Source organism: Methylovirgula sp. (assembly GCF_037200945.1).
Classification (GTDB): domain Bacteria; phylum Pseudomonadota; class Alphaproteobacteria; order Rhizobiales; family Beijerinckiaceae; genus Methylovirgula.
Genome location: NZ_JBBCGP010000001.1, coordinates 3,678,437 through 3,704,341 on the forward strand (window position 1 = coordinate 3,678,437; position 25,905 = coordinate 3,704,341).

The window sequence follows — 25,905 nt, forward strand, 5'->3', positions numbered from 1 at the left end:
CGCCGTCGCGCCCGTGGCCAGCAACGCGCAGCGACACATCAAGAGAGTGGCGTATGCTGAGTCGCGTCTTTGATGACCTTGGTCGCTTCCGTTCCATAGTCATCGAAGGCGCTGCGCACGAACTTGGATTGCGCCTCGATGAATTCCGGCACGGAGCCGCAATTCTGGATCTTGCCGTAGAAATCGCTGTGTGCGCGCAGACGATGCGCGGCGAAACGCAAGGATTCCGAAGCCAGAGCAACTGGCCATTCAATCCACGTTTGGCGCCACACGTCATGCAGCGGCGCCGTCGCCGAAAAAAGACTGTTCTGCGCGTTTTGTATTTCAGAGCTAATGGCTTGCGTTTCCATGACGTCCTCCACCGAGGCGATGCCTCGCACGTTTGGATTTGCAGATTCAGCGATGCCAAACTGGCATCGTCACGCAGCAGCCCAGCCCTCGCTGCGTCCTTGAATTTTCGTAGCCTAAGAACTTAACTCGGCCGACGAAAGCATATTCAACGCATGTGACGAAAAATTCACCCTCGCAGATTTTGGCGACAATTCCCGGTGATACATGAAAGCTATGGTTCTCCACCAAATCGGTGCACCACTTATCTATGAAGAGCTACCGGACCCCGTGCCTGGCCGCGGCGAAATTCGCGTTCGCGTCAGCGCTTGCGGCGTCTGCCGTACCGACCTTCATGTCGTTGACGGCGAATTGCCTGATCCGAAAGTTCCGATGGTCCCCGGACATGAGATCGTCGGACGGATCGATGCGATTGGCCCCGATGTCACCCATCTGAGTCTCGGCGAGCGCGTTGGCATTCCGTGGCTCGGCCATACGTGCGGCCATTGCCCGTTTTGTCTAAGCGGCCACGAAAATCTCTGCGATTATCCGATCTTCACCGGCTATACCCGCAACGGCGGCTTTGCCACGCATGCGATCGCCGATGCACATTATACATTTCCGCTCGGCGAACATGGGTCGGATCAGGAACTCGCGCCCTTGCTCTGCGCCGGGCTGATCGGCTGGCGATCCTTCGTCATGGCGGGCGAAGGCAAAACGCTGGGCCTCTACGGTTTCGGCGCAGCGGCGCATATTATCGCACAGGTCGCGATAAAACTCGGCCGGAAGGTATTTGCCTTCACCAGCCCCGGCGACCGCGCGACGCAAGACTTCGCGCTGAGCCTGGGCGCTGTTTGGGCCGGCGGCTCAGATCAGCCGCCTCCGGAAAAGCTCGATGCGGCGATCATCTATGCGCCGGTCGGCGCGCTCGTGCCTTTGGCACTGGCGGCAGTAAAAAAGGGCGGCACCGTCGTCTGCGCCGGCATTCACATGAGCGACATTCCCGAATTTCCCTACGATCTCCTCTGGGAAGAACGGAAACTTTTCTCGGTCGCCAATCTGACGCGTCAGGATGGCATCGACTTCCTGAAGATCGCTGCGGGCGCCGATATCAAAACCTACACGACGGCCTACCCGCTCAACCGGGCGAACGAAGCCCTGGCCGATTTGAAGCATGGTCGCTTGCACGGCGCGGCAGTGCTTATTCCGCCGCAGGAGGATTGAGTGCGGCCTGCGCTTGCCCGAGCAGGACGTCAGAACCCTGACTCGCATCGAGCCGCGTCCATTCAATTGCGCCCAACGCCAATGTCGTTTGCTGCCGGACAACAGCTGCATTGGCGTCGGAAGCATCGTGCTGGCGCGCTTCAACACGCGCGACAAGGGTCTCGACCGGCGCGTCGAGCCACAGGCCTGTAAAAGGCACGCCGAGTTTTTTGGCGAGCGCCGCTAAAGCGATCCGCTCGTCCTCTTTGGCATGAACGGCGTCGACGATGACGCTCTGGCCGGCGCGCAAAGCGGTCTCGGCCAGATCGAGCAGGCGGTCATAAACCCGCGTCGTCACCTCCGGCGCATAGGCATCCGGGGCCAACCTTTCGTATTCGCTGACGCCACGGAGCCGCTTGCGCTCGATGTCGCTACGCAGATGCACCGCGCCCGGCGCCCGGCCGATGGCGCCGGCAAGCGCAGTGGCGAGCGTGCTCTTGCCGGTCCCCGACAGACCGCCGACTGCCACGAGCCGGACCGGTTCGGAACACAGGAACGCCACCGAAGCAGCGAAAAAGCTCTTCGCCTCGGCGCTGTGATCTGCATCGGCAATGTCTGAGAGTGCGGCGACAACCCGAGCGCGGATCGCCGCCCGCAATGCCAGAAACATCGGCAGCGCGGCCAGTCCCTCAAGCTCCTCCTCAAGTTCAGGCGCGCGCCACAAATAGCGGTTGAACAAGAGATTGGCATGGGCGTGGAGGCCGCGCTGCCAGAAGTCCATCAGTACGAAGGCAAGGTCATAAAGAATATCGATCGTCGCCAGCAGGTCGTCGAATTCGATGGCGTCGAACAGGATCGGCTTGCCGTTTTCGAGAACGATATTGCGCAGGTGAACGTCACCATGGCAGCGCCGCACCTTCCCTTGCGCCTCCCGCTGTTTGAGCAACGCGGCGGTGGCGGAATAGGCCGCAAGAAAGCTCGATCTGAGAGCCGCAACGTCATTCGGCGCAAAAATTGGTGCGCCGGCGAGACCGTCGAGCGTGTCGATCATCCAGTTATGAAATCGCTGCGTCGTCTCGAGATCGCTGCGGTCCGCACGCGCGTGAGCGGCGGAAACGCTTTCGGCAAGGTCGGCAGCGACGCCTAGATCGAGTGCCCCACGCGCAGCAAGTTTGTCGAGCGTGCTCTCGTCATCGAAGCGACGCGTGTGCACCGCCCATTCGACGATGTCTCCTTCCTCGCCGCCGAGGTGCAGCCCCTTGTCTGTACGACGGATCGGCAGGGTTCCGAGATAAATGTCCGGCGCATTCTCGCGATTGACACGAATTTCGTTTTCGCAAGCTGCGCGACGCTTCTCCAGCGTCGAGAAATCCATGAAAGGAAAGAAGACGGCGCGCTTGAGCTTATAGGCTTCAGTGCCCGCGAGAAACACCACAGCGCCATGCGTGTCGATGCGCTTTATCGAATTTTGTTGTGACTGATCAAAGCCGTAGGTCGCGGGGCTCGCGAGAAACGCGAATATGTCGTCCTGATTGGCAATTTGCGCGCCCATGGCTGCTCTTCACGTAAAGCATGAAGTGCCGGACGGGAGTGGCCGGCACTTCATGCCAACCTCAATATTCCAAAAAATTCGGGCGGCACATATGCGCCGCCCGGAATGTTCAAAAAAGTCCGGACGGATTTTCATCCGCCCGACGACGAGAAAATTATTCCGCCGCTGCGAGCTTGTGCGAATGATCGCGCGTCTGCTCGGCGATGTAGTTGAGCGCCGCCTGGACGCCGCCCTTCTTGTGCGGAATACCAGCGAGCTCAAGCGTCATCTCGACACCGCTGAGAGCGCCGAGGATCGTCAGGTCGTTGGTATCGGCAAGATGACCGATGCGGAACACCTTGCCCGCAACGCGGCCAAGGCCGGTGCCAAGCGAAATGTCGAAGTGATCGAGCGCAAGGGCACGGAACGCATCAGCATCATGGCCCGGCGGCAACAGGACCGAGGTCACGACAGGCGAATAGTACTTCGGGTCCTTGCAGAGGACTTCGAGACCCCACGCAACCACGGCGCGGCGGGTCGCTTCTGCATGGCGCTTGTGGCGGGCGAAGACGCGATCGTAGCCCTCCTCTTCAAGCATATCGAGCGCAACGTCGAGGCCATAAAGCAGGTTCGTCGCCGGCGTATAGGGGAAAAAGCCGCTGGCATTGGCGCCGAGCATGTCGGCCCAGGACCAATAGGACTTCGCGAACTTCGAGGTCTTCGAAGCTTCGAGCGCCTTCTGGCTCACAGCATTGAAGCCGAGACCGGCTGGGAGCATCAGGCCCTTCTGCGAGCCGGCGATGGTGACGTCGATGCCCCATTCGTCGTGACGCAGGTCGATCGATGCGAGCGACGAGACGGCATCAACGAAGTACAGCGCCGGGTGCTTCAACTCGTTGAGAACCTCGCGGATTTCCTGCAAGGGCGAGGTCGTGCCGCTGGCCGTTTCGTTATGGACGATACAGACCGCCTTGATCTCGTGGTTCTTGTCGGCCTTGAGGCGTTCCTTGAGCTGAGCCGGGTCGGCACCGATGCGCCAATCGGATTCGATGAACTCCGGCTTGAGGCCGAGGCTCTTGGCCATCGTGTTCCACAGCGACGCGAACTGGCCAGTTTCGAACATGAGCACCTTGTCACCGGGCGACAGGGTGTTGACGAGCGCGGCTTCCCAGCCGCCGGTGCCCGACGACGGGAAAATGATGACCGGATTCTTGGTCTTGAAGGGAGCCTTGACCTTTTCGAGCACCCGCTTCGACAACTTCTGGAACACCGGACCGCGATGATCGACGACCGGCTGATCGATCGCGCGCAGCACGCGATCCGGGATCGGCGTCGGGCCTGGAATTTGCAGGAAATGGCGGCCGGGGCTCCGCGGCTTGTTGCTCATTGTCTAGTTCTCCAAATCTCAAATGCCGCCTTTGCCCAAACAAAGGACAAATGCTTCGTGGTTTATTTTTAGGCAGGCCCACGTGCGCAGACCCCTCGCGCCTATCTTCCCGGCCGGCATGACCGGCGAGAAAAATTTGATCATCGAGTAAGGACTCGAGAAGGCGCCAACGGATGCAGAAATTCCCGCGCATCCCACCGGCACCGTCGCGGTTGGCGCATGAATAAGATCAAAAAGAACGCGGCTCAACACAAATCTGGTATTTTGGCAAACACGTCCGGTGTGCGCTGCAATAGAACATTTCGCCCCGCAGCACCCTCGGGAAACGCATTTTGGCGCTCGATTTTTATCTGCAGCCGTGGCGTGTCATGAGGCGGATTTCCTCACCCGTGCTCATTTGACGCGCAGCCCCGGGCGTTTACTCAGCCTCGGAAAACGCGGTTGGGCGCAAGCGAGTCTATTTCGGCGCAATCGCCGCGCGGGCTTCAACGAGCGCCGCTTCGCAACCTTGCCTGTCGCCCCGTGCTTCGGCTTTCCGCGCGCGTTTTAGCGCCGCCAACGCCCGTTCGACACCATGTTGGCCTTTCAGACCGCGCTCCGCGGCAGCGATAGAAGCCGGGGTCGGCTCATGATGTAAAAGTGCCGCCCGGGATTCACGCGCGCCCGGATCGGTCCCCGCAACGGCGTCGAGGCGGGCATCGACCCGCGCCTGAACCTTGTCGATCTGCGCGCCGCACGAGGACGCACGCGCTGCGGATGCAGAGAGCATCAGGAAAATGAAGATGCAAATTCGCCGTTTCATCGCGGAACCCTTAAGGTCTTAGCGTAGCAAAGTTTCGCCGGAAAAGCTGGCGCCGCCAGAATTTATAGAACCCCATGCTGAGTGTCGCTACTCTCGTCTCCCCTCCCGGCCTGGCGGCCTTGGATGACCGGACTTTGCAGAATGTTGCCCGGTCAATTCCCGGTGTCGAGCAAACCGCGTGGCTCGACGCGCGCATCGCTGCCGACATCTTCTTCGACGCACCCGCCTCCGCGGGACTCCTAGGCGCGCTGCGGGCCGGACTTGCAGAGACACGCATCGACATCTTCGTGCAGCCCGTCGCCCACCGGCGCAAAAAACTCCTCCTCGCCGATATGGACTCGACGATGATCGAACAGGAATGCCTCGACGAGCTGGCCGATTTTGCCGGGCTGCGGGACCACGTCGCGCCGATCACCACCCGTGCCATGCGCGGGGAGATCGCTTTCGAGCCGGCACTGCGCGAGCGGGTCGCGCTGCTGACGGGCCTCGACATTGGCGTGATCGATGAAATCGTCGCCAGCCGTATTACACTGACCCCCGGCGCCAAAATGCTCGTCGCCACGATGCGTGCGCACGGCGCCTTTAGCGTTCTCGTCTCTGGCGGGTTTACCGCCTTTACCGAAAAAATCGCCGCGATGATCGGCTTTGACGACCATATGGCCAATGTCCTCGGCGTCGCCGGGGGCAAATTGACTGGGCATGTCGAAGAGCCAGTCCTTGGCCGCGCGGCAAAACGCGAAATTCTCGAAGAGCTGTGCCGAAGGCGCGATATTTCAGCCGAAGATGTCATCGCGGTGGGCGATGGCGCCAACGATCTCGACATGCTCGAAAGCGCCGGTTTGGGCGTCGCTTTCCACGCCAAGCCATTGGTCGCAGCGGCAGCGCAAGCCCGCGTCGTCTACGGTGACCTCACTGCCCTGCTCTACGCGCAAGGCTATTCGCGCGTGAGTTTCGTGGCCTGAGCTAGCAGGCTGCTGAAAAACCCTCTTCCTTTGCGGGGCTGATCGTGATTCCATTTCGTTGGGAGACAGCAGCATGCGCGGCAGTGACGAAGGTTCGGGACAGCTTTTCAGTTATGTTGATCTGGAGGCGCGGGTGCGCCGTGATCATCCGTTGCGAGTGATCCGCGCGATCGCCAACGAGGCGCTCGGAGCCCTGGCGGCGGATTTCGCGGCGCTCTATTCGAAGGTCGGCCGTCCGTCGATCCCGCCGGAACGGCTGCTGCGGGCGATGCTGTTGCAGGCTTTCTATTCAGTTCGCTCGGAACGCCAGTTGATGGAGCGATTGGATACCGACTTGCTGTTTCGTTGGTTTGTCGGGCTCGCCATTGACGATCCGGTGTGGGATGCGACGGTGTTTTCCAAGAACCGCGATCGTCTGCTCGATGGGGCGATCGCCGCGAAGTTCCTCGCCGCCGTGCTGGCCCAGCCGCGCGTCAAAAGGCTGATCTCGTCGGATCATTTCTCCGTCGATGGCACGCTGATCGAGGCTTGGGCCTCGATGAAAAGCTTCAAGCCGAAGGACGATTCAGGGGATCAGCCGCCGTCAGGTCCTGGCCGCAACGCCGAGGCGGATTTCAAGGGTGAGAAGCGCTCGAACGAGACACATGCCTCGACCACTGACCCCGAGGCCCGACTTTATCGCAAGGGGCCGGGCATGGAAGCAAAACTCGCTTTCCTCGGCCACGCCTTGATGGAGAACCGTTGCGGCCTCATCGTCGATGCCTGTCTCACGCCCGCCAACGGCCATGGCGAACGCATCGCGGCGCTGGCCATGATCGAGCCGCGCGCCGATCGGCCAAAAGCCATCACGCTCGGCGCCGACAAGGGTTATGACGCGGCCGATTTCGTCAATGAACTGCGAACCATGAATGTGCGTCCGCACATCGCGCAAAATATCAGCGGCCGGCGTTCAACCATCGACCGGCGAACAACGCGCCATCAGGCCTATTCGGCGAGCCAGCGCATTCGTAAACGGATCGAGGAGGCCTTTGGTTGGATGAAGACCATCGCCGGGCAGCGCAAGACAAAGTTTCGCGGCGTCGATCGCGTGGGCTGGGCCTTCGCCTTCGCCGCCGCAGCCTACAACCTCGTCAGACTACCGAAATTGATTGAGGAGATGACACCATGATGCCACCTAAGGCCCCGCTCGTCACGGCAGCGTCCTACGCGCCATCGCCCAGGCCATTTTCCGAAATGCGTCAGCAAGCCTGGCCGCGCCTGAAGCACGACAATTTTCAGCAGCCTGCTAAGTCTCTCGATTTCAACATCGTCGCGGGATCGGCTAGACTGACCAGATGCGGAAAATCCTCATTATCGGTATGGGCGCCGGCAACCCCGACTACATGACCGTTCAGGCCATCGATGCGCTGAACAAGGTAGACGTCTTCTTCATCCCCGACAAGGGAACCGAGAAAGCCGCGTTGCGAAAATTGCGCACCGACATCTGCGCGCGCTTTATCAAAACGAAAGCGCATCGTTTCGTCGAAATGCCGGTGCCGAAGCGCGCCGAGGACTTTTTCGATTACAAATCCAATGTCGCCGACTGGCATGCCGAGATTGAAACCAATTACGCGAGATTGCTTCGCGAAGCACTTGGCGAGAACGAATGCGCCGGCTTTCTCGTCTGGGGCGATCCGGCGATCTACGACAGCACGTTGCGGATCATCGAGAAAATCCGGACGCGCGATGAAATCGAATTCGATTATCAAGTCATCCCCGGCATCAGCGCTGTCCAGGCCCTCGCCGCACGCCATCGCGTCCCGCTGAACCGTATCGGCGAGTCGATCCACATCACCACAGGACGCAAGCTTGCGGGCGGATATCCGGCGGACGCCGACAGCGTGGTGGTGATGCTCGACGGCGAGCAGGCATTCCAAAAGCTTGCTGGTGAATTTGAAATTTATTGGGGCGCTTACGTCGGCACCGATGAAGAAGTTCTTGTTTCAGGCCAGCTTCCCGATGTTGCGAACGAGATCGCTGCAATCCGCGCGGAGCGGCGAAAGCGCAACGGCTGGATCATGGATAGCTATCTGATCCGACGGCCGGAGAAGTGATCGTGAGGCCATCAGCACGAGCGGCAGAGATCGAAGGCGAAGATGGCGCCGTCTATCACGGCGGCGATCTCGGCGCAGCGCGTTCGTTGTTCCCAGATGCACCAACGCCGTGGCTCGATCTTTCCACGGGAATTAATGCCACTCCCTATCCAACTGAAGCTTTTTCGCAAGACGCGTTGACGCGTCTGCCAGATGCCCATGCGTTGATGCGACTGCTGACAGCCGCTGCGAGCGCTTACGGCGCGAGGGATATGCAGCAGATTGTGGCCGCGCCGGGAACGCAGGCTTTGATCCAATGGCTGCCGAAGCTCTTCCCCGCCCGGCGCGTGGCGATTTTGGGATTTGGCTATCAGGAATATCCGACGCTCTGGCGCGCGGCTGGCGCGGAGGCCTTTGTCACCGACGATGTAGCTGATCTGACTAGCCCAGGCGTCGATGTCGCCATCGTCGTCAACCCCAACAATCCCGATGGGCGACTTATCGATCCTCAAAACCTCGCGGAGATCGCAACGCGTCTTGCACGGCGCGGTGGTCTGTTAATCGTCGACGAAGCCTTCATGGATCTAATACCGCCGGGGACGAGCCTCATTCCACTTCTGCCAGAGCGTGGCGCCTTGGTGCTCCGCTCGTTCGGCAAAGCCTATGGCCTCGCCGGAATTCGGCTTGGCTTCGCAATCACTGGATTCGATCTTGCCGAAAAGCTTCGTACAGCGCTCGGTCCCTGGGCGGTATCGGGACCGGCCATTGAGATTGGCGCAACCGCGCTCGCGGATAAAGACTGGCTCGTAAATGCTGCGGCGCGGCTCGCCCAGCTGGCTGCACGCCTCGATGCGCTTTTGACGGCAGCCGGCTTTTCGATCCTCGGTGGCACGCCCTTGTTTCGTCTCGCGCGGCACCAACACGCTGCGCAATGGTTTCAAAAATTCGGCCGTCACGGCATTCTGACGCGGCCGTTTCCTGAACGCCCCGATTGGTTGCGCTTCGGCCTTCCCGGCGCCGAAGCGGATTGGGCGCGTCTGGCGGAAGCGCTCAAGTCGTGATCAGGCCACTGGCGCGATCATGTGAAAGAAACTTCCCGAAACATGGCCGCGACGGCTGCCGCTGGCCTTGGCAGGTGAGCCGTAAGCATCGGTGACTTCGGCGAGTGGCACATCGGCGCCCAATTCCGCAATCGTCGCATAATGAAATTCATGACCACGCAGGCGCGTCCCTGCCGCACCTAAAATGCCATCGCCGAGCAGACGCGCCTCGCGATAGCCCAGCGTCAGCTTGCGTACAGCGAAGGATGTCGCGAGATCGAGCAGGCCAAGCATTTCGTGCCGCACGCCCTGAGCATCGATGAGCGCGCGGCCGAGAACCATATAGCCGCCGCACTCGCCGTGGACCGGCCGCGTGGCGGCGAAGCTGCGGACGCCGGAGAGAAAATTCGTCGCCTGCACGAGGCAGCCAGCGTGAAGCTCTGGATAGCCCCCCGGTAGCCAGCACACATCGCAAGCCTCATCCGGCGCTTCGTCGGCCAATGGCGAAAAGAACGAGAATTCCGCACCGGCCGCGCGCCAGCCTTCGAGAACATGCGGATAAAGGAATGAAAATGCGTCGTCGCGCGCGATCGCGATGCGCTGTCCCGGCGGTGTGAAACTCGCATCGGCAGGCAACGCATCACCCGCACCGGGCGCCGCGGCGGCGAGGATTTTGTCGAGATCAACATGCGCCTCGACAAAGTCGGCGAGTCTGTCCAGCGCGGCATCAAGGCCCGCGGTTTCCCCCGCCTGCACCAGACCGAGATGACGCTCCGGCAAAGCGATCTCGCCGGACCGCGGCAAAGCACCAAGCACGTTCAACCCCACCTGCTCGATCGCGCGCGACGCAAGATTTCGATGCCGCTCGCTGCCCACACGATTGAGCACCACACCGCCGATTTTCACACGTGGATCGAAACGAGCGCAGCCTAAGGCCAGCGCGCCGGCGGATTGCGATTGGCCGCTGACATCGAGCACAAGGAGAACCGGCCATCCGAAAGCCGCGGCAATATCCGCCGTCGAACCTGTCGAGCCGGTCGGCGTGGGCACCCCATCGAACAGGCCCATCAAACCTTCACAGATGATAAGCTCGCTGTGCTCAGCCGCCTTCCCTGCCAGCGCCCGATACAGAGGCGCCGACATAGCCCATGAATCGAGGTTGAAGCTTTGGCGGCCCGTCGCGGCGGCATGAAAGGCAGGATCGATATAATCCGGTCCGCACTTCAGGCCCGACACAGCGATGCCACGGCGGCGCAGTGCGCGCATGAGGCCGAGCGTCAGCGTTGTCTTGCCACTCCCCGAGCGCGGCGCCGCGACAATCAGCCCGCGCGCGCTCATAGCGAAATCAGATTTGGCAACAAGGCCTGGCGCAGATCGACGATTGTGCCGATGACGACAAGCGTTGGCGACGTCGCATGCGCGTCCTGATAAATATCCATCGCTGCCGCGAGCGTTGTCTCGACGACATTTTGGCTCGGCAGAGTCGCATCGGTCACGATCGCCAGTTTTGTCACCGGTGAAAGACCACCGGCGATCAGGCGTGCGCCAATTTCGCGCAAGCGCGACAGGCCCATATAGATCGCCAACGGCTGGCCGAGCGCGCCGAGCGCCTCCCAATTGACGCGGTCTTCGCCATCCGCGGCGGGATGACCGGCCACAAGAACGAGCGCCTGATTGGTCGCACGCGATGTCGCCGGAATGCCGACATAAGCGAGACCGCCGATGCCCGCCGTAATCCCCGGCACGATGCGAAAACGAATCCCCGCCTCCGCCAACGCGTGCGCTTCTTCGCCACCGCGACCAAAAACGAAAGGATCGCCGCCTTTCAATCGCAGCACGCGCAAACCTTGCTTGGCGAGTGCGACAAGCCGCAATGAAATATCGCTTTGGCTGTGCGAAGGCCGTCCGCCGCGCTTGCCGGCAAATTCGCGCTTTGCGCTCGGCGACGCAAGAGTCAGCACATGATCTGATACCAACGCGTCATGCACGATAACGTCGGCGCGCCGCAGACCGCTCAGCGCGTGGAGCGTCAACAGCCCCGGATCACCCGGCCCGGCGCCGACGAGCCAGACCGTTCCCGGCTCGAACGGCAGATCTTCGTATTCACCCTGGCTCATTCTGGCCGTGTACCCATATCTGTTTACTGCGCACCACGGAAGCGGCGCTGATAGTCGATGTCATACAATGCGCTGTTGCGAAAATCCCGCGCGGCAAGCGCAGGGCCCACAAGGATCAGCGCGGTGCGCTCCGGTTTTTCAGCACCGATTGCCATGCCGATCGTGCCAAGCTCAGCCTCGATCACGCGCTCGTCCGGCCAGCTCGCGCGATAAACGATGGCGACCGGACACGCCTCGCCATAATAGGGCAAAAGCTCCTCGACGACCCGGTCGAGCGCGTGGATCGACAGATGAATGGCCAGCGTCGTGCCAGTCGCGGCGAAATTGGCCAAGGTTTCCTTCGGTGGCATGGATGAGGCGCGGCCACCGGTCCGCGTGAGCACCAGAGATTGCGCGACTTCCGGCAGCGTCAGTTCGCGCTGGAGAAGCGCCGCGGCGGCGGCAAAACTCGGCACGCCCGGCGTCACCGTATAGGGGATGCCGAGCACATCCAATTCCCGCAATTGCTCGCCCATCGCGCTCCAGATGCTGAGATCGCCGGAATGAAGCCGCGCGACATCCTCGCCGGCGTCGGTCGCGCGCTTGAATTCCGCGACAATCGCGTCGAGCGCCAGTGGCGCGGTATCGATGACGCGCGCGCCCGGCGGGCAATAAGCGAGAAGCTCGCGCGGCACCAGTGAACCGGCATAAAGGCAGACGTTGCAGCGCGCAATGAGATCGCGACCTCGCACGGTGATGAGATCGGGCGCCCCCGGCCCGGCGCCGATGAAATGTATCGTCATCTACCCGCTCCACGCGCGACCGCGCATGTGACGCCCTCGCTGGCGATGCGCGACATCACGAGCACGCCATCGCGCCCGGCGCCGGCCAGTGCGGCCGCTTCCGAAACGGAGGCGACACCGAGCGCCGTTTCGGCCTTGCGTGATGGTGTCATGACGCTCGCCTCGACGCTTTGCAGGGCCGCGCGGGATAAGAACCGGATTGGCAGGCGCAAATCCGCCACCGCCGCAAGCAATCCCGCTTCGTCATGCTTATCCTCGATCGTGAACAATTCGATCACCTCGGCCGCGTCTCCGATTTGCGATAGCACTCGTTGTATCATCTCGACGAAGGATTCCTTGGCAATTCCGCGGCGGCAGCCGATGCCGATGGCGATCATGATTTCGTCACCGCCCATTGCACGACCGGCATCGCGGGGCGCCAGCTTCGATAGCCGCCGACGATCTGCGGATGCGCGACGCTCAAGGAAACAAGTTCTCCACCATTTTGCGTATGAAGCTCTGCAAGACGCGATTGCGTTTCGATCGTCACGCCATTGGCGACGAAACGGCGTCCGCTTGCAAGATAAGTCCACGCCGCGTCGATCATTGCGCCGCCGCCACCACCGACAAAGATCGCGTCGGGGGATCGCAAATTCTGCATCAGCGTAAGCGCATCGCCTGTCAAAATTTCCAAGTCCGGAACGCCAAGCGCGGCCGCATTGCGGGCAATGCGTGTAGCACGATCTTCGCGAACTTCGATGGCGACAGCTCTATTCCGCGGATGCGCCAGCATCCACTCGATACCAATCGAACCGGAACCGGCACCGATATCCCAAAGCCTTGCACCCGGCCATGGCGCGAGTGCCGAAAGCGTAACCGCGCGAATCTCGCGCTTGGTCAATTGCCCGTCGGACTCGAACCATTCGTCCGGCAGGCCCGGCGTCAAAGGAATGAAGGCTGCGCCGTGCGCCGCGTTGATTTCAACGGCAATGAGATTGAGTGCCGCGATCTCGCGTGGCTTGAAAGCGTCCGCGGTACTTTCGCGAATGTGTTCCTTCGGGCCGCCCAACGCCTCCAGCACGACAAGCCGCGACCCGCCGAGCCCGCGCGCGACAAGAAGGCGCGCAAGTTTTTCCGGCGTGGACGCATCCCAGGAGAGAGCCAGGAGACGTGCGTTCGGACGTAGATGCGGGATGATCCGTTCAAACGCGCGACCATGCAGCGAAATCACATCGCAATCCTGCAACGGCCAACCCAATCGCGCTGCCGCGAGACAGAGCGAGGACAGCGCCGGGAGGCAGATCATTTCGTCTGGGCTGATATGCCCAGCCAATGTCGCGCCCACGCCGTAATAAAACGGGTCGCCGGATGCCAGCACGCAGACCGGCGTGCCGCGACGCGCGACAATCTCGTCAATGCCGCGCTCGAATGGCGTCGGCCACACCAGAGTCTTGGCCTTTGTCTCGCCGAGCAAGGCAAGATGGCGCGCGCCACCGATAATGAATTCTGCTTGCGACAAAAGCCGTCTCGCGGCAGGAGAAAGGCCATCGAGCCCGTCCTCGCCGATGCCGATGATCCTGAGCCAGCGCGTCGGTGACGAACTATCCATGGAGCCACCCGGCAAAATCATGCTGCGCGTTTTGATTCTCGGCGGCACGACGCAGGCCAGCGCCCTGGCGGCGCGGCTTGTGGGCGATGGGCGTTACGACGCGATTCTGTCGCTTGCGGGACGCACCAAAAATCCAACATTGCCGGATCTTCGCCATCGCATCGGCGGCTTTGGCGGCAGCGCGGGATTGGCAAATTATCTGCACGCGGAAGCGATCGATGTCCTGATCGATGCCACACATCCTTTCGCCGAGCAGATTTCGGCGAACGCCCTCATCGCTGCGCGCGAGACAAATACGCAGCTTGCCGTGTTCACGCGCCCTGCCTGGAAGCCCGGCGCAGGCGACAAGTGGCGTGACTTTCCCGACGCGATAAGCGCCGCACGCTCCCTCGGGAAGAAGCCACGGCGCGTCTTTCTCACAATCGGTCGCCAACAACTCGCAGCGTTCGAAATCGTGCCACAGCACGATTATCTCATTCGCTGCATCGACGCGCCCGAGCCCTTGCCCGCATTGCCGCACTCCAAACTTCTGTTGGCGCGGGGACCCTTCACGCTCGAAGACGAGCAAGCGCTGATGCGCAACGCTGGCATCGAAATTCTTGTCACCAAGAACAGCGGCGGCGAAGCGACGCGCGCCAAGCTCGACGCCGCGCGTGCGCTTGGCATTGAGGTCTACATGATCGCGCGGCCGCAAAGCCCTAATGTCCCGGCGTTCGAGACGCTCGATGCCATTCTGCGATTTCTTGAGATTCAACTTCATCGCGCGATGCCATAGCTGCGCGGCGAATAGACCCAATATCCGCCATCGCCGCGAGCGATGCGCCGCGTCTCGCTGGAGCCGACAAGGATCAGCGTGCTCATGTCGGCTATGGATGGATCGGCCTCTGCAAGATTGGTCAATTCGATCTTTTCGTCCGGCCGGCTGACGGCACGCGCGAAAGCAACTATCGTGTCCGGCGCTTTCAGCCCGCGCAGCAATTCGAAGACATCGTGAATGAGATACGGCCGTGCCTTCGAGGCCGGATTGTAGAATGCCATCACAAAATCGCCTTCTGCGGCCGCCGTCAGCCGTTTCGCGATCGCCGCCCACGGTTTCAGATTGTCCGAGAGCGAGATCACCGCAAAATCATGACCCAGCGGCGCGCCGAGACGTGCCGCGACGGCAAGCATCGCGGAGATTCCAGGATGCACCTCGATATCAAGATCGCGCCAGCGCGGATCGCCCTGCTCAATCGCCTCAAAGACCGCCGCAGCCATCGCGAAGACACCTGGGTCGCCGCCCGATACGACCGCAACGCGCGCGCCGCCAAGCGCCAGATCGAGCGCGTGGCGCGCCCGGTCGATTTCAACGCGATTGTCGCTTCCGTGGCGTATTTGGCCCGGCGCGAGCGAGAGCCGATCGACATAAGGTCCATAGCCTACGAGGTCGGTCGCACGGCGCAAAGCCGCTTCGGCCTCAAAGGTCATCAGATCATGTGGACCGGGTCCAAGACCGACGATGGCGAGATGACCTGCGCTCATGGCCGCCGGCCCTTGCCCGGAATGAGGATCAGCGAAAAATACGGTGCGGAATCGTCGGTCTTCTCAACAAGCTTCAGCACTTTCTCCCCCGACATCGTGCCGCGTTCGACATAGAGCGCATTTGCGGCGCGGCCCGCGCGAAGAACGGCGTTGCGCGCCTTCGGAAGATTGGCGCCAAGCTTCATGACGACGGCGGCATCGCAATGGCTCAGGCGTTCGACGATCTCATCTTCCGAAAGCGTCGCTGGCAAGACGATAAGGACGTCGTCGCCCCAGGTCATTGGCGTTTCCGCCGCGCTCCAGCAGCCGGCCATGCCGGGCACGCCGGGGACAATTGCGGTCTCGAACCGTTCGCGCAAGCGCACATAGATGTGCATGAAGGAACCGTAGAAAAACGGATCGCCCTCCGCTAACAACGCGACATCGCGGCCAGCTTCGAGATGCGCGGCGAGCGTTGCGCAAGAAGTTTCATAGAACGCGCGCAATGTTTCGATATAGACGGGATGATCGAACCGTGTTTCCGTCGTCATCGGATAATAGAGTGGCACTTCCGTCTGCTCATGCACGATCCAGCAATCGGCGATTTCGCGCGCATTGCCGCGGCGCCCGGCCTTCGCAAAGAAGGCAACGACCGGCGCAGATTTGATTGCCTTCACCGCCTTCACGGTCAAAAGCTCGGGATCACCCGGCCCAAGCCCCACGCCGATCAATTTTCCGGCGCTCATTCCTTGGTACTCGCGAGCGCGTTGATCGCAGCCACTGTCATGGCGCTTCCGCCACGGCGCCCGCGCGCAACGAGAAATGGTACTTCGTCGAACTCAATCAAGGCCTCTTTCGATTCCGCCGCGCCGACAAAGCCGACGGGCATGCCAATGATGGCCGCGGGCTGCGGCCAGCCGGCCTCGAAAAGTTCAAGCAGGTGGAACAAGGCCGTCGGCGCGTTGCCAATGGCGACGACAGCGCCAGCGATGTGCTCTTTCCAGAGATGAAGCGCGGCGGCGGAGCGCGTGTTGCCGATCTCGATTGCGAGCACGGGGACCGATGGATCGGCGAGCGTGCAAATGATTTGATTATCGGCGGGCAGCCGCGTGCGCGTGACTCCGCCCGCGACCATTTTCGCGTCGCAGAGGATTGGCGCACCATTTTGCAGGGCAGTACGTACCGCGCTGACGAAATCGGGCGAGAAGACAAGATCGCGCGCCGCTTCGACCTGGCCACTCGCATGGATGACGCGCACCGCGACCGGCTCTTGCTCGGCGGTAAAGCGGGCGAGATCGGATTCGGCGCGGATGATAGCAAAGGAACGGCGGTAAATCTCGGCGCCGTCGCGGATATAGGAATAGCTCATGCGTCGATTTCCGCGAATTGCTGCAAAGCGAGATCCAATTGATGGACTTCGAGGCCGGTGGCAATTGGCTTATCGGCCGCCGTTCCGTCGCGCACAAGATCATAGCGGCCGTCGTGGCCGACCAGCGTAAAAGGCACAGCCGCCGGATGGGCGCAGCCCTTAGCGCAGCCCGAGACATGCAAAGAAATGCCGTGTGTGTGCAATTGTCGGGCGAAGGGCGCAAGCCGCCGTGCGTCCGTGTGTGTCGCCGTCGTCCCGCTGCTGCAACCGGACACCCCCGGACAGGCGGCGACAGACCGCAGAGGATCGTCCTCGTTGAAGATCAATCCTGTATCGCTGAGACGCGCGGCATCGGGTTGATCGGCCCCGACGATCAGGATTGCGCGCCAGGGCGTCAGACGCATCTCGCCACCACTTGCCTCGGCAAGATCCGCCAATCGTTTCAGCGTGGACGCGTCGAGCCGTCCGAACGGAATACCCACGCCGAGTACGCAATTTGCCCCGACGCGGTACGTGCCGATCGGGTGCGGTGCGTGATTTTCGATTATCAGCGCTGTTTGGGTTAGCCCAGCGCTTGCAATAATTTTCTCGATACCGACGCGCCGCACAAGCGCAGCCATACGTTCCGCAGGTTCATCGCGCAGTTGCAGAAATGCATGCGCGATGCGCAGACCGACATCTGCAAGTTCCCCAATCGCGCATTCACCCGCAATTTGGCCGGCAAGGCGAATGAGAAAGCGAGGGCAGTCCGCCCCACGCTGCGCGAGAAAACTGACATCGGTCTTTTCATTGGCGAGCGAGAGTGCGCCACCATCATCAATCACGAAGCCGAATTTTTGCGGAAGCTGGTGCACGATCGGGTCCTGCGCCAGCCGATCGCGCAGCACACGGACACACGACCCTGTATCAACGACGGCTTGCGGATCGATTCCGGCGAGCGGATGTGAGATAATATTACGCGCGACGGCAGGCTCACCATCGGCCTCGGCGACACCCAGCGCCCGAAGCTCCGTCTGCAAAGGCACGAGCGTTGCGTCACTGACACCCCGCAATTGCAAATTCGCCCGCGCCGAGAGATCGAGGAGTCCATTGCCGAAACGGCGCGATAGCGTGGCCAGCGCTCGTGCAATCGTGGGCGAAACGCGCCCGTCTTTTATGCTGACGCGCACAATCAGCCCGTCGCCGCTCGCCATCGGCCGCAGCACGCTCGGGCACCAGCCTTTGCGAAGCGCGCTCATGCGGCCTCCAGGAGGTTTGCGAGGCGCATCGCGACAGAATTGCGCCGGCAGGCCCAAAGTCCGCGCCGCATCGCCTGATCGAATCTCTGCGCGATCGCCCTTCCCGCTTCCGGATTGGCCTGCTTAAGAAAGGCCAGAACGTCGTCGTTGCCGAGCGTCGCGTCAAAGACGAGATCAAATTGGCGCGGCGTCACGCTGCCGCTCGTGACCGCGAAACCGTAGAGATTATCGACCGTTTCGGCGATTTCCGCCGCGCCGCGATAGCCATGCTGCATCTGGCCCGCGATCCATTTCGGATTGGACGCGCGGCCGCGCACCGCGCGGGCAATTTCCTCGCTGAGAGCGCGAACCACTGGCCTCTCAGTACGTGTCGCGTCGAGATGATAGAGGCTCGCATGACCGCCGGTTTGTTTTGCTGCCGCCGCAAAGCCACCTTCATGTTCGAAGAAGGCGCTCGAATCGAGCACGTCCTGACCCGGCAAATCCTGGACATGCACGAAGGCGTCAGCGCTGGCGACACGTGCGCGGAACACATCCGGCGCTGCACGCTCGTCGCGCCCGAGCGCCGTGCCGCTGTCAGCGAGATAAGCGCCGGCGAGAGCGCTTTCGGCTACAGCCGCATCTTCTGCCAACATCCGGCCAAGCGAAACGCCGTAAGTGCCGGAGGCGGGACCGAAAATGCGCCGCATGTCGCCACTCGTCGCGCGCGTGGCAGCGAGCGGGTTATCGTCCGCAGTTTCGTCAAGCGAAGCAACCGCGTCGATCAATTGTTCCATCAACGCGATTTGCGACGGAAACACATCGCGGAAAAGCCCCGAGAGCCGCAACGTCACGTCGATGCGTGGACGATCGAGCGCCGCCGGGGGCAGGATGGTGAAGCCGGTGACACGGCCCGACGCGTCGTTCCAGACTGGAACCGCACCGAGATAGGCGAAAATCTGTGCCAGCTCCTCGCCGCCGGTGCGCATCGTCGCCGAACCCCAAAGATCGATCACAAGCCGCCGTGGCCAGTCACCGTGATCCTGCAAATGCCGGGCGATTACGGCCGCCGCGGCGCGCTTGCCGATCTCGAACGCCGTGCGCGTCGGCACCATGCGCGGATCGATAGTCACGAGATTGCGGCCGGTCGGCAAGACATCGAGCCGCCCGCGCGCCGGAGCGCCCGATGGACCGGGTTCGACAAAGCGACCGTCCAGCGCAGCAACAAGTCCCGCCATTTCGCGCTCTGCACAAGCATCGAGCCGCGCTAAGTCGGCCGCATCGGCCTGCGTGTCCGCCAACACGCGCGCCATGGACGTTGGCGGCCGCCCAAATGTGTGCAGACCTTCTGCGATGCGCATATCCTTGATATCGCAAAGCCATGCGTCGAGCTTGGCCAACGCTTCCTCCTGCGGCGCGTCAAGCGTGATGCCGCCTTCCGCCGCGAGTCCCGTTTCGCCGGCGCGCGCCAAAATCGTCTCGGCGAGCAAAGCGGCGCGTTTCGGGTCCATTTGCTGCGCCGAGGCATATTCGTCGAAGAGCGCCTCGAATTCCGCAAGATCGCCAGCGCTCCCGGCCGGCCCGAGCGGCGGTGTCAAATGGCCGACGATCACTGCGCCAGCGCGGCGTTTGGCTTGCGCTGCCTCGCCGGGATTGTTGACGATGAACGGATAAATCAGCGGCACCGGCCCGAGAAGCGCTTCCGGCGCACAAGATTCAGACAGCGCCGTCGCTTTGCCCGGCAGCCATTCGAGCGTGCCATGCGTGCCGAGCTGGATCATCGCATCGATCCGCTCGACGTGACGCAGCCACAGATAAAACGCGACGTAGAAATGCGACGGCGGCAGCCGCGCGTCGTGATAATCCGCCTTGCGTTGCGCCGCGCCGCCACGATCCGGCTGGATCGCGACGATCATCTTGCCGAGCCGCATGGCGCGAAACTGGAAAGCACCACGCTCGACATGCGGATCGGCATCCGGTGTGCCCCACGCGGCGATAATTGCGGCGCGCAATGTTTCCGGCAGCGCGGCGAATGCTTCTTCATACATTGCCAGAGATAAGAATTCGCACGGCGCGCCTTCCGCCAAAGTGCGGACGATCGCGTCGCCGTCATCGATCGCCTCAATATCGTAACCTGCCGCCCTGAGCTGCGTTGCGATCTCGACAAGGCTCGCGGGCGTATCGAGCCCCACCGCGTAGGCCGCACGCCCGGCCTTGGCCGGATAATCGGACAATATGCAGGCGAGCCGCCGGCCGCCGCGCGGGGTGCGGCGCAAACGCGCCCATGCTTGGGCAAGATCAGCGACGAATGCGATCCGTGCAGCGTCCGGCCGATGAACGACGCGCGTGAATTGTAACGCCACGCTGCGTTCAGTCTCCTCCTTAAAGGAAATCGTCCGCGTGATGATGCGGCCGTCAAGCTCCGGGAGGACGACATTCATGGCAAGATCAGCCACGCCGAGCCCGCGCATATCGCTGTCCCAGGACGCGCGCGAATTGCTGGCATGGATCATTTGCAGGATCGGCGCGTCCGCAGATTCAAGCGGGCTGTGCGCTTGATCCATGCGCGCGGCGAATGCCGTCGAATTCAGAATAACGTCGGGCCTCTCTTTCGTCAGAAGCTCGGAAAGCCAGATTCCTGCTTCGCCATCCTTGAGACTGGGCACATACGCCGCCAAGACGCGCAGGCCACGCGAGACCAAAGCATTGGCGACAGCTACGATTGGCGCGACATCCCCGGCGAGAAGATAGGCGCGATAAAACACAATGATTGCGAGCGGCGCATCACTCGCACCAGATCGGCAGGCGGCGGCGAAAAACCCGCAGGCTGGCGTCGATTGCGGCTCGGGCAATTGGCCTGTCTCGCCCTCGCTGCGCCGTTCAATCCAGGCAAAAAGATTGGCAAGATTGCCGGGACCGCCGCAATCGAAGCTGCTTGATATCGCGCGGAGCGTTTCGACGGGCAACGTCGAGAGATCGTCGAGCCGCGGGTCAGCGCGGCCATCACCCGAAATGAGAGCGAGATCGAAGCGATGCCGACGCGCGGCTGCCGCAAGCTCTTGCGCGCCATAACGCCAATAATCAAGACCGCCGAGAAGACGCACCAGCACGAAGCGCGCATGAGCCGCGACAGATTCAATATAACGATCGACCGAATAAGGATGGCGTAGCGCCGCCAATGACGCGAGGCGTACATCGGCGGTCTGGCGATCTTCCAGCGCCGCCGCGGCGAGCCCGAGATCGCTATCGGAAAAAGACAAAAAGACGATCGCGCCCGGCGTCTGGCCAAGATCGACAGCGCTCTCCGCTTCGTCGATCGTCCGCGTCGTCGTGCGCAGAAGATGCATGGGCGCTCAGCCGACCGCTGCGGCAATCGCCGCGCGATCAAGCCCCGTCTCGCCGATGACGACCAGCCGGCCCTGGCGGGATTCGTCCTTATGCCACGGACGATCGAAATTCTGCCGGAAGCGCCGTCCGACGCCCTGCACCAGAAGACGCATCGGCTTGCCCGCGACCTCGAAAAAGCCTTTCATCCGCAACACGTCATGCTGCTCGGCGATAGCACTCAGCCTGGCGATGAATTGCTCCTGATCGCTGACCGGACCGACATTGAGCACGAAGCTTTCGAACTCGTCGTGATCATGCTCGGGCTCGTCATCGTGATGCGACTTGCGCGCGTCGATCTCGTCTTCCGCCGCAGCTTCAAGCCCAAGCAGCAGCTCGGGATCGACCTTGCCTTCGCTCGTGACAACAATTTTGACCGCGCGCGGCAGAACTGCGGCGATCTGTTCACGCGCCTGCATCTTCTCATCGTCTGTCAGCAGATCGCTTTTGTTGAGCACGACCATATCAGCGCACAGAAGTTGATCCTCGAAGACTTCCTCAAGCGGATTATCGTGATCGAGCGAAGGATCGGCGGCGCGCTGTGCTGCGATCATTTCCGGATTATCGGCAAATGTGCCTGCGAGCACGGCAGCGCCATCGACCACGGCAATCACACCATCCACCGTGAGGCGCGAACGAATGGTCGGCCAATCAAAGGCTTTCACCAGCGGCTTGGGCAGGGCCAGACCCGACGTCTCGATGATGATGTGGTCGGGCTTCTCGCCGCGACCGAGCAACGCCTCAATGGCAGGCACGAAATCGTCTGCGACCGTGCAGCAGATACAGCCATTGGCGAGCTCGATAATATTTTCTTCGGGGCATGACGCGACACCGCAGCTGCGCAGGATTTCGCCATCGACGCCGACATCGCCGAATTCATTGATGATCAAAGCCAGGCGGCGGCCTTGCGCACGTTCGAGCAGATGGCGGATCAGCGTCGTCTTGCCGGAGCCCAGAAAGCCGGTGACGATCGTTGTCGGGATTTTATGCGTGTCGAGCGCCGCCATTCCATGCTCCGCGTCAGTTTTGCTTCGACGCGTTTTCTTCACGCGAACCGGAATCCACTTCGCTCGAAAACGCTCTATTCCGTGGGGTGAAAGGACCGGCGCACTTCAGCGCAACGCAGCTTAGCAAAGGCTGCAGCATTCGCCCGGGGCACCCCGCCCGACGCAAACGGTCAACGAAGACGGTAGGTCTCCTGGCTCGCGGCTCAACACATATGTCGCCCGCCTTCCCAGATCGCCTTTCGGCAATCCAGTGGCTTCGGGCGAAAGCTCGCCGCTCACAGTTGCGGGGGCAGCTGCGGCTTTGAGCAGACGCTCAGACCGCATTCCCTGTTTTCCTTCCGAAGAAGGACCGTCGTTTGGCACCTTGCCATCGCCCCGCAGCCTTGTCAAAACAGCGCCTTCCGCCGCGGCGGCTGGAGATTTCCCATGACAATTGCGCAAGATGCGCCTGATTCCGGCGCGCGGCACAAGGAAAAGATGCGCAAGCGCAAGGAAGCGCAGGACGAAGAAGTCGCCGCAAAGACGATCGAAAAAGGTCTGCTGATCGTCCATACCGGACGTGGCAAAGGCAAATCGACGGCGGCTTTCGGCCTCCTGCTGCGCGCAATCGGACATGGATGGCGCGTCGGTGTCGTGCAATTCATCAAGGGCGCGTGGTCGACGGGCGAACGCGACATCTTGGCGACGCGCTTCGCCGATCTCGTCTCCTGGCACACGATGGGAGAAGGCTTCACCTGGGAAACGCAGGATCGCGCCCGCGACATCGCCGCCGCCGAAGCCGCCTGGGCGAAGGCGAAAACGCTGATGGAAGACCCGCAGATCGGACTTGTCATCCTCGACGAACTGAACGTCGCCTTGCGCTACGATTATCTGCCGGTCGATGATGTCGTCGCGGCGCTGACCCAGCGGCGTCCCGGCCTGCATGTCGTTGTCACGGGACGTAATGCGCCGCAGACCCTGATCGACGCCGCCGATCTCGTGACCGAAATGAATGCGGTCAAGCATCATTTCGCGGCGGGCGTCAAAGCTCAGGCCGGAATCGAGTTTTAATGATAGCGCGACGTCTGATGTTTCAGGGCACGGGCTCTGACGTCGGCAAATCGCTGATCGTCGCCGGGCTTGCGCGGGCATATCGCAAACGCGGACTCGCGGTCACGCCATTCAAGCCGCAAAACATGTCCAACAATGCCGCCGTGACGGCAGACGGCGGCGAGATCGGCCGGGCGCAGGCTTTGCAGGCGCGCGCGGCGGGGCTTGCGCCAAGCGTGCATATGAATCCTGTCTTATTGAAACCGCAAAGCGATGTCGGTTCGCAAGTCGTGGTGCAAGGCCGCGTCGTGGGGACCGCCAAAGCGCGCGAATATCAGGCTTGGAAACCAAAACTGCGCGCCGCCGTGCTCGAAAGTTTTGCGACACTTGCGGCTGCGGCGGATCTGGTACTCGTCGAGGGCGCCGGGAGCCCCGCCGAAATCAATCTGCGCGCCAACGATATCGCAAACATGGGTTTCGCCCGGGCTGTAGATTGTCCCGTCGTTCTCATAGGTGACATCGACCGCGGCGGCGTCATCGCCCAGATCGCTGGCACGAAAGCGGTGCTCGATGCCGACGATGCGGCGCTGATCCGGGGCTTCATCGTCAATAAATTTCGCGGCGATCCGACGCTCTTCGAAGCCGGGATGCGCGACATCGAAACCTATTCAGGTTGGCCGGCACTCGGACTCATTCCTTATTTCGCCGATGCTGCCCTTCTGCCTGCCGAGGACAGTGTTCCGCACCAACGTTTTATGCCAAGCGGCAAAAACCGGCCGCTCAAGATCGTGACGCCGGTTCTGCCGCATATCGCGAATTTCGACGATCTCGATCCGCTCGCTGCGGAGCCTAACATCAATTTCATGATGATGCGGCATGGCACGCCCCTCCCCGGCGATGCCGACCTGATCATCCTGCCAGGATCGAAAGCGACGCGCGCCGACATGGATGCGCTCGTCGCAGAAGGCTGGGACATCGATATCAAGGCGCATGTGCGGCGCGGCGGTAAAGTTCTCGGCCTCTGCGGCGGCTTTCAATTGCTTGGGCGGCGGATTGCCGACCCGGACGGTATTGAAGGCGCACCCGGCGAAACGCTAGGCCTCGGCCTGCTCGATGTCGAGACCGTGCTCGGCGGCGACAAGGCGCTTTTGGCTGTCGCCGGTCATGACACGGCGGACGGCGCGCCGTTCAAAGGCTATGAAATGCACATCGGCCAAACTTATGGACCGGATTGTATGTGCCCGATGCACAGACTTGATGACGGCCGCGTTGAAGGCGCGCGTTCAGCGAGCGGCCTCGTCGCCGGCACCTATGTCCATGGCCTTTTTGCCGACGATCATCAACGCCGCGCATGGATCACGTCGCTGGGCGGCAATGGCTCCGATCTCGCCTATGAAGACCAGATCGAGCGAACGCTCGACGGCCTTGCCACGCATCTCGAAACTCACCTTGATCTCGATCTTTTGCTCAGCCTCGCCAAATGAAGACGAGTGCCAGCGCCGCATAGCAACAAATCTGAATCGCGGCGGCACGTCGAAACAATTCGAGCGCGCGGAAAATATCTTTGGCATTCGCGTCACAACGGCCATCGCCCATGAAGGCGCCATCAACGACATTTTCGCCATAGACTCGCGGACCGCCGAGCTTGAGGCCGAGAGCCCCGGCCATCGCTGTCTCCGGCCATCCGGCATTGGGCGACAGATGCTTGGGTGCGTCGCGCCGCGTAGCACGCCAAACCTCGCGCGCGGACGCAAACCCGCCAAAGACAGCGGCAGCGGCGAAAAGCAATGCCGCAAGCCGTGCCGCTGGAAGATTGACAAGATCGTCGAGCCGCGCCGACCCCCAGCCAAAATTTGCAAAGCGTGGCGTGCGATGCCCGACCATGCTGTCGGCAGTGTTGATTGTCTTATAGAGCATCGCGCCGGTGAGACCGCCAACAGCGAGCCAGAACGCCGGCGCAACGACGCCATCGGAGAAATTCTCGGCGAGACTTTCGATCGCGGCCCGTGCAATGCCCGCTTCATCGAGGTCAGCCGCATTGCGCCCGACAATCCGGCCGACCGCCGCGCGCGCCGGTTCAACCCCCTCGCGCTCCAACGCTGTGGCGACGGCTCGCACATGATCGTGGAGAGAGCGTTGCGCCAGCAAGCTCGTTGCGAGGAGCGCGAGCACTAGTTCGCCGAAGATTGACGTGCCGAGCAGCCGCGTGACGACGACGCCACAAATTCCGACGCAAGCCAGCCAGAAGACCAAAGCAACAACGCCAGAGAGCTTTTGAATTTGCGCGTTTGTAGATTGCCGATTGAGCCGCGATTCCGTCGCACCAATCAACACGCCGATCCACATGATTGGATGGCCGATCACGCGCAATAAAAATGCCGGATAGCCGAAGATCGCTTCAAGCGCGAGTACCGCCGCCGTGAGACCAAACGTACTCGTGAACGTCATTCTTATGTCCGGTTGGCGAAATCGACATGACGACGTCCGCTAAATGCCGATCGGATACCGTGCGGTCAAGCTTGCCGAGACTGGTGATGAATAAGTGCCGATGCAGGATTGACCGTATTCGAAGGGGCATGACATGGATT

General features: G+C 61.7%; 24 protein-coding genes and 1 riboswitch. Of the genes, 8 read left to right on the forward strand and 16 right to left on the reverse strand.

What is annotated here, in order from left to right:
* Positions 1–38: 38 nt before the first annotated feature.
* Positions 39–350 carry a phasin family protein gene (locus WDN02_RS17950; protein ID WP_337294780.1) on the reverse strand — a complete coding sequence of 104 codons (312 nt, stop codon included), beginning with the start codon at positions 348–350 and terminating at the stop codon, positions 39–41.
* 205 nt (positions 351–555) lie between these two features.
* On the opposite strand from WDN02_RS17950, the gene WDN02_RS17955 reads away from it, so the two are divergent.
* Positions 556–1,551 (forward strand): zinc-dependent alcohol dehydrogenase family protein, encoded by a 996-nt coding sequence (locus WDN02_RS17955; RefSeq protein ID WP_337294781.1) that lies wholly within the window; start codon positions 556–558, stop codon positions 1,549–1,551.
* Here WDN02_RS17955 and WDN02_RS17960 read toward each other — a convergent pair.
* From WDN02_RS17960 to WDN02_RS17970, 3 genes are all read right to left on the reverse strand, one after another.
* Complete coding sequence (locus WDN02_RS17960) at positions 1,529–3,082, reverse strand: AAA family ATPase (RefSeq protein WP_337294782.1); 1,554 nt, start codon at positions 3,080–3,082, stop codon at positions 1,529–1,531. The genes WDN02_RS17955 and WDN02_RS17960 overlap by 23 nt on opposite strands.
* 154 nt (positions 3,083–3,236) lie before the next feature.
* Positions 3,237–4,448: an aminotransferase class V-fold PLP-dependent enzyme gene (locus WDN02_RS17965; protein ID WP_337294783.1), complete on the reverse strand. Its 1,212-nt coding sequence runs from the start codon at positions 4,446–4,448 to the stop codon at positions 3,237–3,239.
* A gap of 457 nt (positions 4,449–4,905) precedes the next feature.
* On the reverse strand, positions 4,906–5,250 hold the full coding sequence (locus WDN02_RS17970) for a hypothetical protein (RefSeq protein ID WP_337294784.1): 345 nt from the start codon (positions 5,248–5,250) through the stop codon (positions 4,906–4,908).
* Positions 5,251–5,324: 74 nt separating this feature from the next.
* Between WDN02_RS17970 and serB the strand changes: the two genes are divergently transcribed.
* The 4 genes from serB to cobD all read left to right on the forward strand — a co-directional run bounded on the left by serB (position 5,325) and on the right by cobD (position 9,345).
* Complete coding sequence (gene serB, locus WDN02_RS17975) at positions 5,325–6,212, forward strand: phosphoserine phosphatase SerB (RefSeq protein ID WP_337294785.1); 888 nt, start codon at positions 5,325–5,327, stop codon at positions 6,210–6,212.
* 73 nt (positions 6,213–6,285) lie between these two features.
* Complete coding sequence (locus WDN02_RS17980; RefSeq protein ID WP_337293870.1) at positions 6,286–7,380, forward strand: IS5 family transposase; 1,095 nt, start codon at positions 6,286–6,288, stop codon at positions 7,378–7,380.
* 166 nt (positions 7,381–7,546) lie between these two features.
* Positions 7,547–8,305, forward strand: a complete 759-nt coding sequence (gene cobF / locus WDN02_RS17985) for a precorrin-6A synthase (deacetylating) (RefSeq protein WP_337294786.1) — start codon at positions 7,547–7,549, stop codon at positions 8,303–8,305.
* A 2-nt stretch (positions 8,306–8,307) separates the two neighbouring features.
* On the forward strand, positions 8,308–9,345 hold the full coding sequence (gene cobD, locus WDN02_RS17990; RefSeq protein ID WP_337294787.1) for a threonine-phosphate decarboxylase CobD: 1,038 nt from the start codon (positions 8,308–8,310) through the stop codon (positions 9,343–9,345).
* Here the strand turns inward: cobD and WDN02_RS17995 are convergent, their stop codons facing one another.
* Genes WDN02_RS17995 through cbiE form a run of 5 tightly spaced genes read right to left on the reverse strand, consistent with a single transcriptional unit; the run spans position 9,346 to position 13,811 of the window.
* Positions 9,346–10,662 (reverse strand): cobyrinate a,c-diamide synthase, encoded by a 1,317-nt coding sequence (locus WDN02_RS17995; RefSeq protein ID WP_337294788.1) that lies wholly within the window; start codon positions 10,660–10,662, stop codon positions 9,346–9,348.
* On the reverse strand, positions 10,659–11,441 hold the full coding sequence (cobA, locus tag WDN02_RS18000) for a uroporphyrinogen-III C-methyltransferase (protein ID WP_337294789.1): 783 nt from the start codon (positions 11,439–11,441) through the stop codon (positions 10,659–10,661). The genes WDN02_RS17995 and cobA overlap by 4 nt, the downstream gene beginning before the upstream one ends.
* 23 nt (positions 11,442–11,464) lie before the next feature.
* Entirely contained in the window at positions 11,465–12,223 is a 759-nt protein-coding gene (gene cobM, locus WDN02_RS18005) for a precorrin-4 C(11)-methyltransferase (RefSeq protein WP_337294790.1), read from the reverse strand.
* The gene (locus tag WDN02_RS18010; protein ID WP_337294791.1) at positions 12,220–12,618 is read right to left on the reverse strand and encodes a cobalamin biosynthesis protein; all 399 of its coding nucleotides are present in this window, start codon (positions 12,616–12,618) and stop codon (positions 12,220–12,222) included. Before WDN02_RS18010 ends, cobM begins: the two co-directional genes overlap by 4 nt.
* Positions 12,597–13,811 carry a precorrin-6y C5,15-methyltransferase (decarboxylating) subunit CbiE gene (gene cbiE, locus WDN02_RS18015; RefSeq protein WP_337294792.1) on the reverse strand — a complete coding sequence of 405 codons (1,215 nt, stop codon included), beginning with the start codon at positions 13,809–13,811 and terminating at the stop codon, positions 12,597–12,599. The genes WDN02_RS18010 and cbiE overlap by 22 nt, the downstream gene beginning before the upstream one ends.
* Before the next feature lie 19 nt (positions 13,812–13,830).
* Between cbiE and WDN02_RS18020 the strand changes: the two genes are divergently transcribed.
* Positions 13,831–14,586, forward strand: a complete 756-nt coding sequence (locus WDN02_RS18020) for a cobalt-precorrin-6A reductase (protein ID WP_337294793.1) — start codon at positions 13,831–13,833, stop codon at positions 14,584–14,586.
* Here the strand turns inward: WDN02_RS18020 and cobJ are convergent.
* The 6 genes from cobJ to cobW are packed head-to-tail and all read right to left on the reverse strand — an operon-like array spanning position 14,568 to position 22,288.
* Positions 14,568–15,332, reverse strand: coding sequence for a precorrin-3B C(17)-methyltransferase (cobJ, locus tag WDN02_RS18025; protein ID WP_337294794.1), 765 nt, complete (start codon positions 15,330–15,332; stop codon positions 14,568–14,570). The two genes, WDN02_RS18020 and cobJ, sit on opposite strands and share 19 nt — an antisense overlap.
* Positions 15,329–16,057 (reverse strand): precorrin-2 C(20)-methyltransferase, encoded by a 729-nt coding sequence (locus tag WDN02_RS18030; protein WP_337294795.1) that lies wholly within the window; start codon positions 16,055–16,057, stop codon positions 15,329–15,331. Before WDN02_RS18030 ends, cobJ begins: the two co-directional genes overlap by 4 nt.
* Entirely contained in the window at positions 16,054–16,680 is a 627-nt protein-coding gene (locus tag WDN02_RS18035; protein WP_337294796.1) for a precorrin-8X methylmutase, read from the reverse strand. The genes WDN02_RS18030 and WDN02_RS18035 overlap by 4 nt, the downstream gene beginning before the upstream one ends.
* Positions 16,677–17,918 carry a precorrin-3B synthase gene (gene cobG, locus WDN02_RS18040; protein ID WP_337294797.1) on the reverse strand — a complete coding sequence of 414 codons (1,242 nt, stop codon included), beginning with the start codon at positions 17,916–17,918 and terminating at the stop codon, positions 16,677–16,679. Before cobG ends, WDN02_RS18035 begins: the two co-directional genes overlap by 4 nt.
* Positions 17,915–21,244 carry a cobaltochelatase subunit CobN gene (cobN, locus tag WDN02_RS18045; RefSeq protein WP_337294798.1) on the reverse strand — a complete coding sequence of 1,110 codons (3,330 nt, stop codon included), beginning with the start codon at positions 21,242–21,244 and terminating at the stop codon, positions 17,915–17,917. Before cobN ends, cobG begins: the two co-directional genes overlap by 4 nt.
* A gap of 6 nt (positions 21,245–21,250) precedes the next feature.
* Positions 21,251–22,288, reverse strand: coding sequence for a cobalamin biosynthesis protein CobW (cobW, locus tag WDN02_RS18050; RefSeq protein ID WP_337294799.1), 1,038 nt, complete (start codon positions 22,286–22,288; stop codon positions 21,251–21,253).
* A gap of 163 nt (positions 22,289–22,451) precedes the next feature.
* Positions 22,452–22,657, reverse strand: a riboswitch (cobalamin riboswitch).
* A gap of 57 nt (positions 22,658–22,714) precedes the next feature.
* On the opposite strand from cobW, the gene cobO reads away from it, so the two are divergent.
* Positions 22,715–23,338, forward strand: coding sequence for a cob(I)yrinic acid a,c-diamide adenosyltransferase (cobO, locus tag WDN02_RS18055; protein WP_337294800.1), 624 nt, complete (start codon positions 22,715–22,717; stop codon positions 23,336–23,338).
* A complete protein-coding gene (locus WDN02_RS18060) occupies positions 23,338–24,801 on the forward strand; it encodes a cobyric acid synthase (RefSeq protein ID WP_337294801.1) in 1,464 nt (487 codons plus the stop codon). The genes cobO and WDN02_RS18060 overlap by 1 nt, the downstream gene beginning before the upstream one ends.
* On the opposite strand, the gene cbiB is transcribed toward WDN02_RS18060, so the two are convergent.
* On the reverse strand, positions 24,785–25,765 hold the full coding sequence (gene cbiB, locus WDN02_RS18065; RefSeq protein ID WP_337294802.1) for an adenosylcobinamide-phosphate synthase CbiB: 981 nt from the start codon (positions 25,763–25,765) through the stop codon (positions 24,785–24,787). The two genes, WDN02_RS18060 and cbiB, sit on opposite strands and share 17 nt — an antisense overlap.
* Positions 25,766–25,905: the final 140 nt, after the last annotated feature.

Bases quoted from the DNA above. Each gene is read 5' to 3' on its own strand.
- WDN02_RS17950 (WP_337294780.1), bottom strand. From the start codon at position 350: ATGGAAACGCAAGCCATTAGCTCTGAAATACAAAACGCGCAGAACAGT.
- WDN02_RS17955 (WP_337294781.1), top strand. From the start codon at position 556: ATGAAAGCTATGGTTCTCCACCAAATCGGTGCACCACTTATCTATGAA.
- WDN02_RS17960 (WP_337294782.1), bottom strand. From the start codon at position 3,082: ATGGGCGCGCAAATTGCCAATCAGGACGACATATTCGCGTTTCTCGCG.
- WDN02_RS17965 (WP_337294783.1), bottom strand. From the start codon at position 4,448: ATGAGCAACAAGCCGCGGAGCCCCGGCCGCCATTTCCTGCAAATTCCA.
- WDN02_RS17970 (WP_337294784.1), bottom strand. From the start codon at position 5,250: ATGAAACGGCGAATTTGCATCTTCATTTTCCTGATGCTCTCTGCATCC.
- serB (WP_337294785.1), top strand. From the start codon at position 5,325: ATGCTGAGTGTCGCTACTCTCGTCTCCCCTCCCGGCCTGGCGGCCTTG.
- WDN02_RS17980 (WP_337293870.1), top strand. From the start codon at position 6,286: ATGCGCGGCAGTGACGAAGGTTCGGGACAGCTTTTCAGTTATGTTGAT.
- cobF (WP_337294786.1), top strand. From the start codon at position 7,547: ATGCGGAAAATCCTCATTATCGGTATGGGCGCCGGCAACCCCGACTAC.
- WDN02_RS17995 (WP_337294788.1), bottom strand. From the start codon at position 10,662: ATGAGCGCGCGCGGGCTGATTGTCGCGGCGCCGCGCTCGGGGAGTGGC.
- cobA (WP_337294789.1), bottom strand. From the start codon at position 11,441: ATGAGCCAGGGTGAATACGAAGATCTGCCGTTCGAGCCGGGAACGGTC.
- cobM (WP_337294790.1), bottom strand. From the start codon at position 12,223: ATGACGATACATTTCATCGGCGCCGGGCCGGGGGCGCCCGATCTCATC.
- WDN02_RS18010 (WP_337294791.1), bottom strand. From the start codon at position 12,618: ATGGGCGGTGACGAAATCATGATCGCCATCGGCATCGGCTGCCGCCGC.
- cbiE (WP_337294792.1), bottom strand. From the start codon at position 13,811: ATGGATAGTTCGTCACCGACGCGCTGGCTCAGGATCATCGGCATCGGC.
- WDN02_RS18020 (WP_337294793.1), top strand. From the start codon at position 13,831: ATGCTGCGCGTTTTGATTCTCGGCGGCACGACGCAGGCCAGCGCCCTG.
- cobJ (WP_337294794.1), bottom strand. From the start codon at position 15,332: ATGAGCGCAGGTCATCTCGCCATCGTCGGTCTTGGACCCGGTCCACAT.
- WDN02_RS18030 (WP_337294795.1), bottom strand. From the start codon at position 16,057: ATGAGCGCCGGAAAATTGATCGGCGTGGGGCTTGGGCCGGGTGATCCC.
- WDN02_RS18035 (WP_337294796.1), bottom strand. From the start codon at position 16,680: ATGAGCTATTCCTATATCCGCGACGGCGCCGAGATTTACCGCCGTTCC.
- cobG (WP_337294797.1), bottom strand. From the start codon at position 17,918: ATGAGCGCGCTTCGCAAAGGCTGGTGCCCGAGCGTGCTGCGGCCGATG.
- cobN (WP_337294798.1), bottom strand. From the start codon at position 21,244: ATGCATCTTCTGCGCACGACGACGCGGACGATCGACGAAGCGGAGAGC.
- cobW (WP_337294799.1), bottom strand. From the start codon at position 22,288: ATGGCGGCGCTCGACACGCATAAAATCCCGACAACGATCGTCACCGGC.
- cobO (WP_337294800.1), top strand. From the start codon at position 22,715: ATGACAATTGCGCAAGATGCGCCTGATTCCGGCGCGCGGCACAAGGAA.
- WDN02_RS18060 (WP_337294801.1), top strand. From the start codon at position 23,338: ATGATAGCGCGACGTCTGATGTTTCAGGGCACGGGCTCTGACGTCGGC.
- cbiB (WP_337294802.1), bottom strand. From the start codon at position 25,765: ATGACGTTCACGAGTACGTTTGGTCTCACGGCGGCGGTACTCGCGCTT.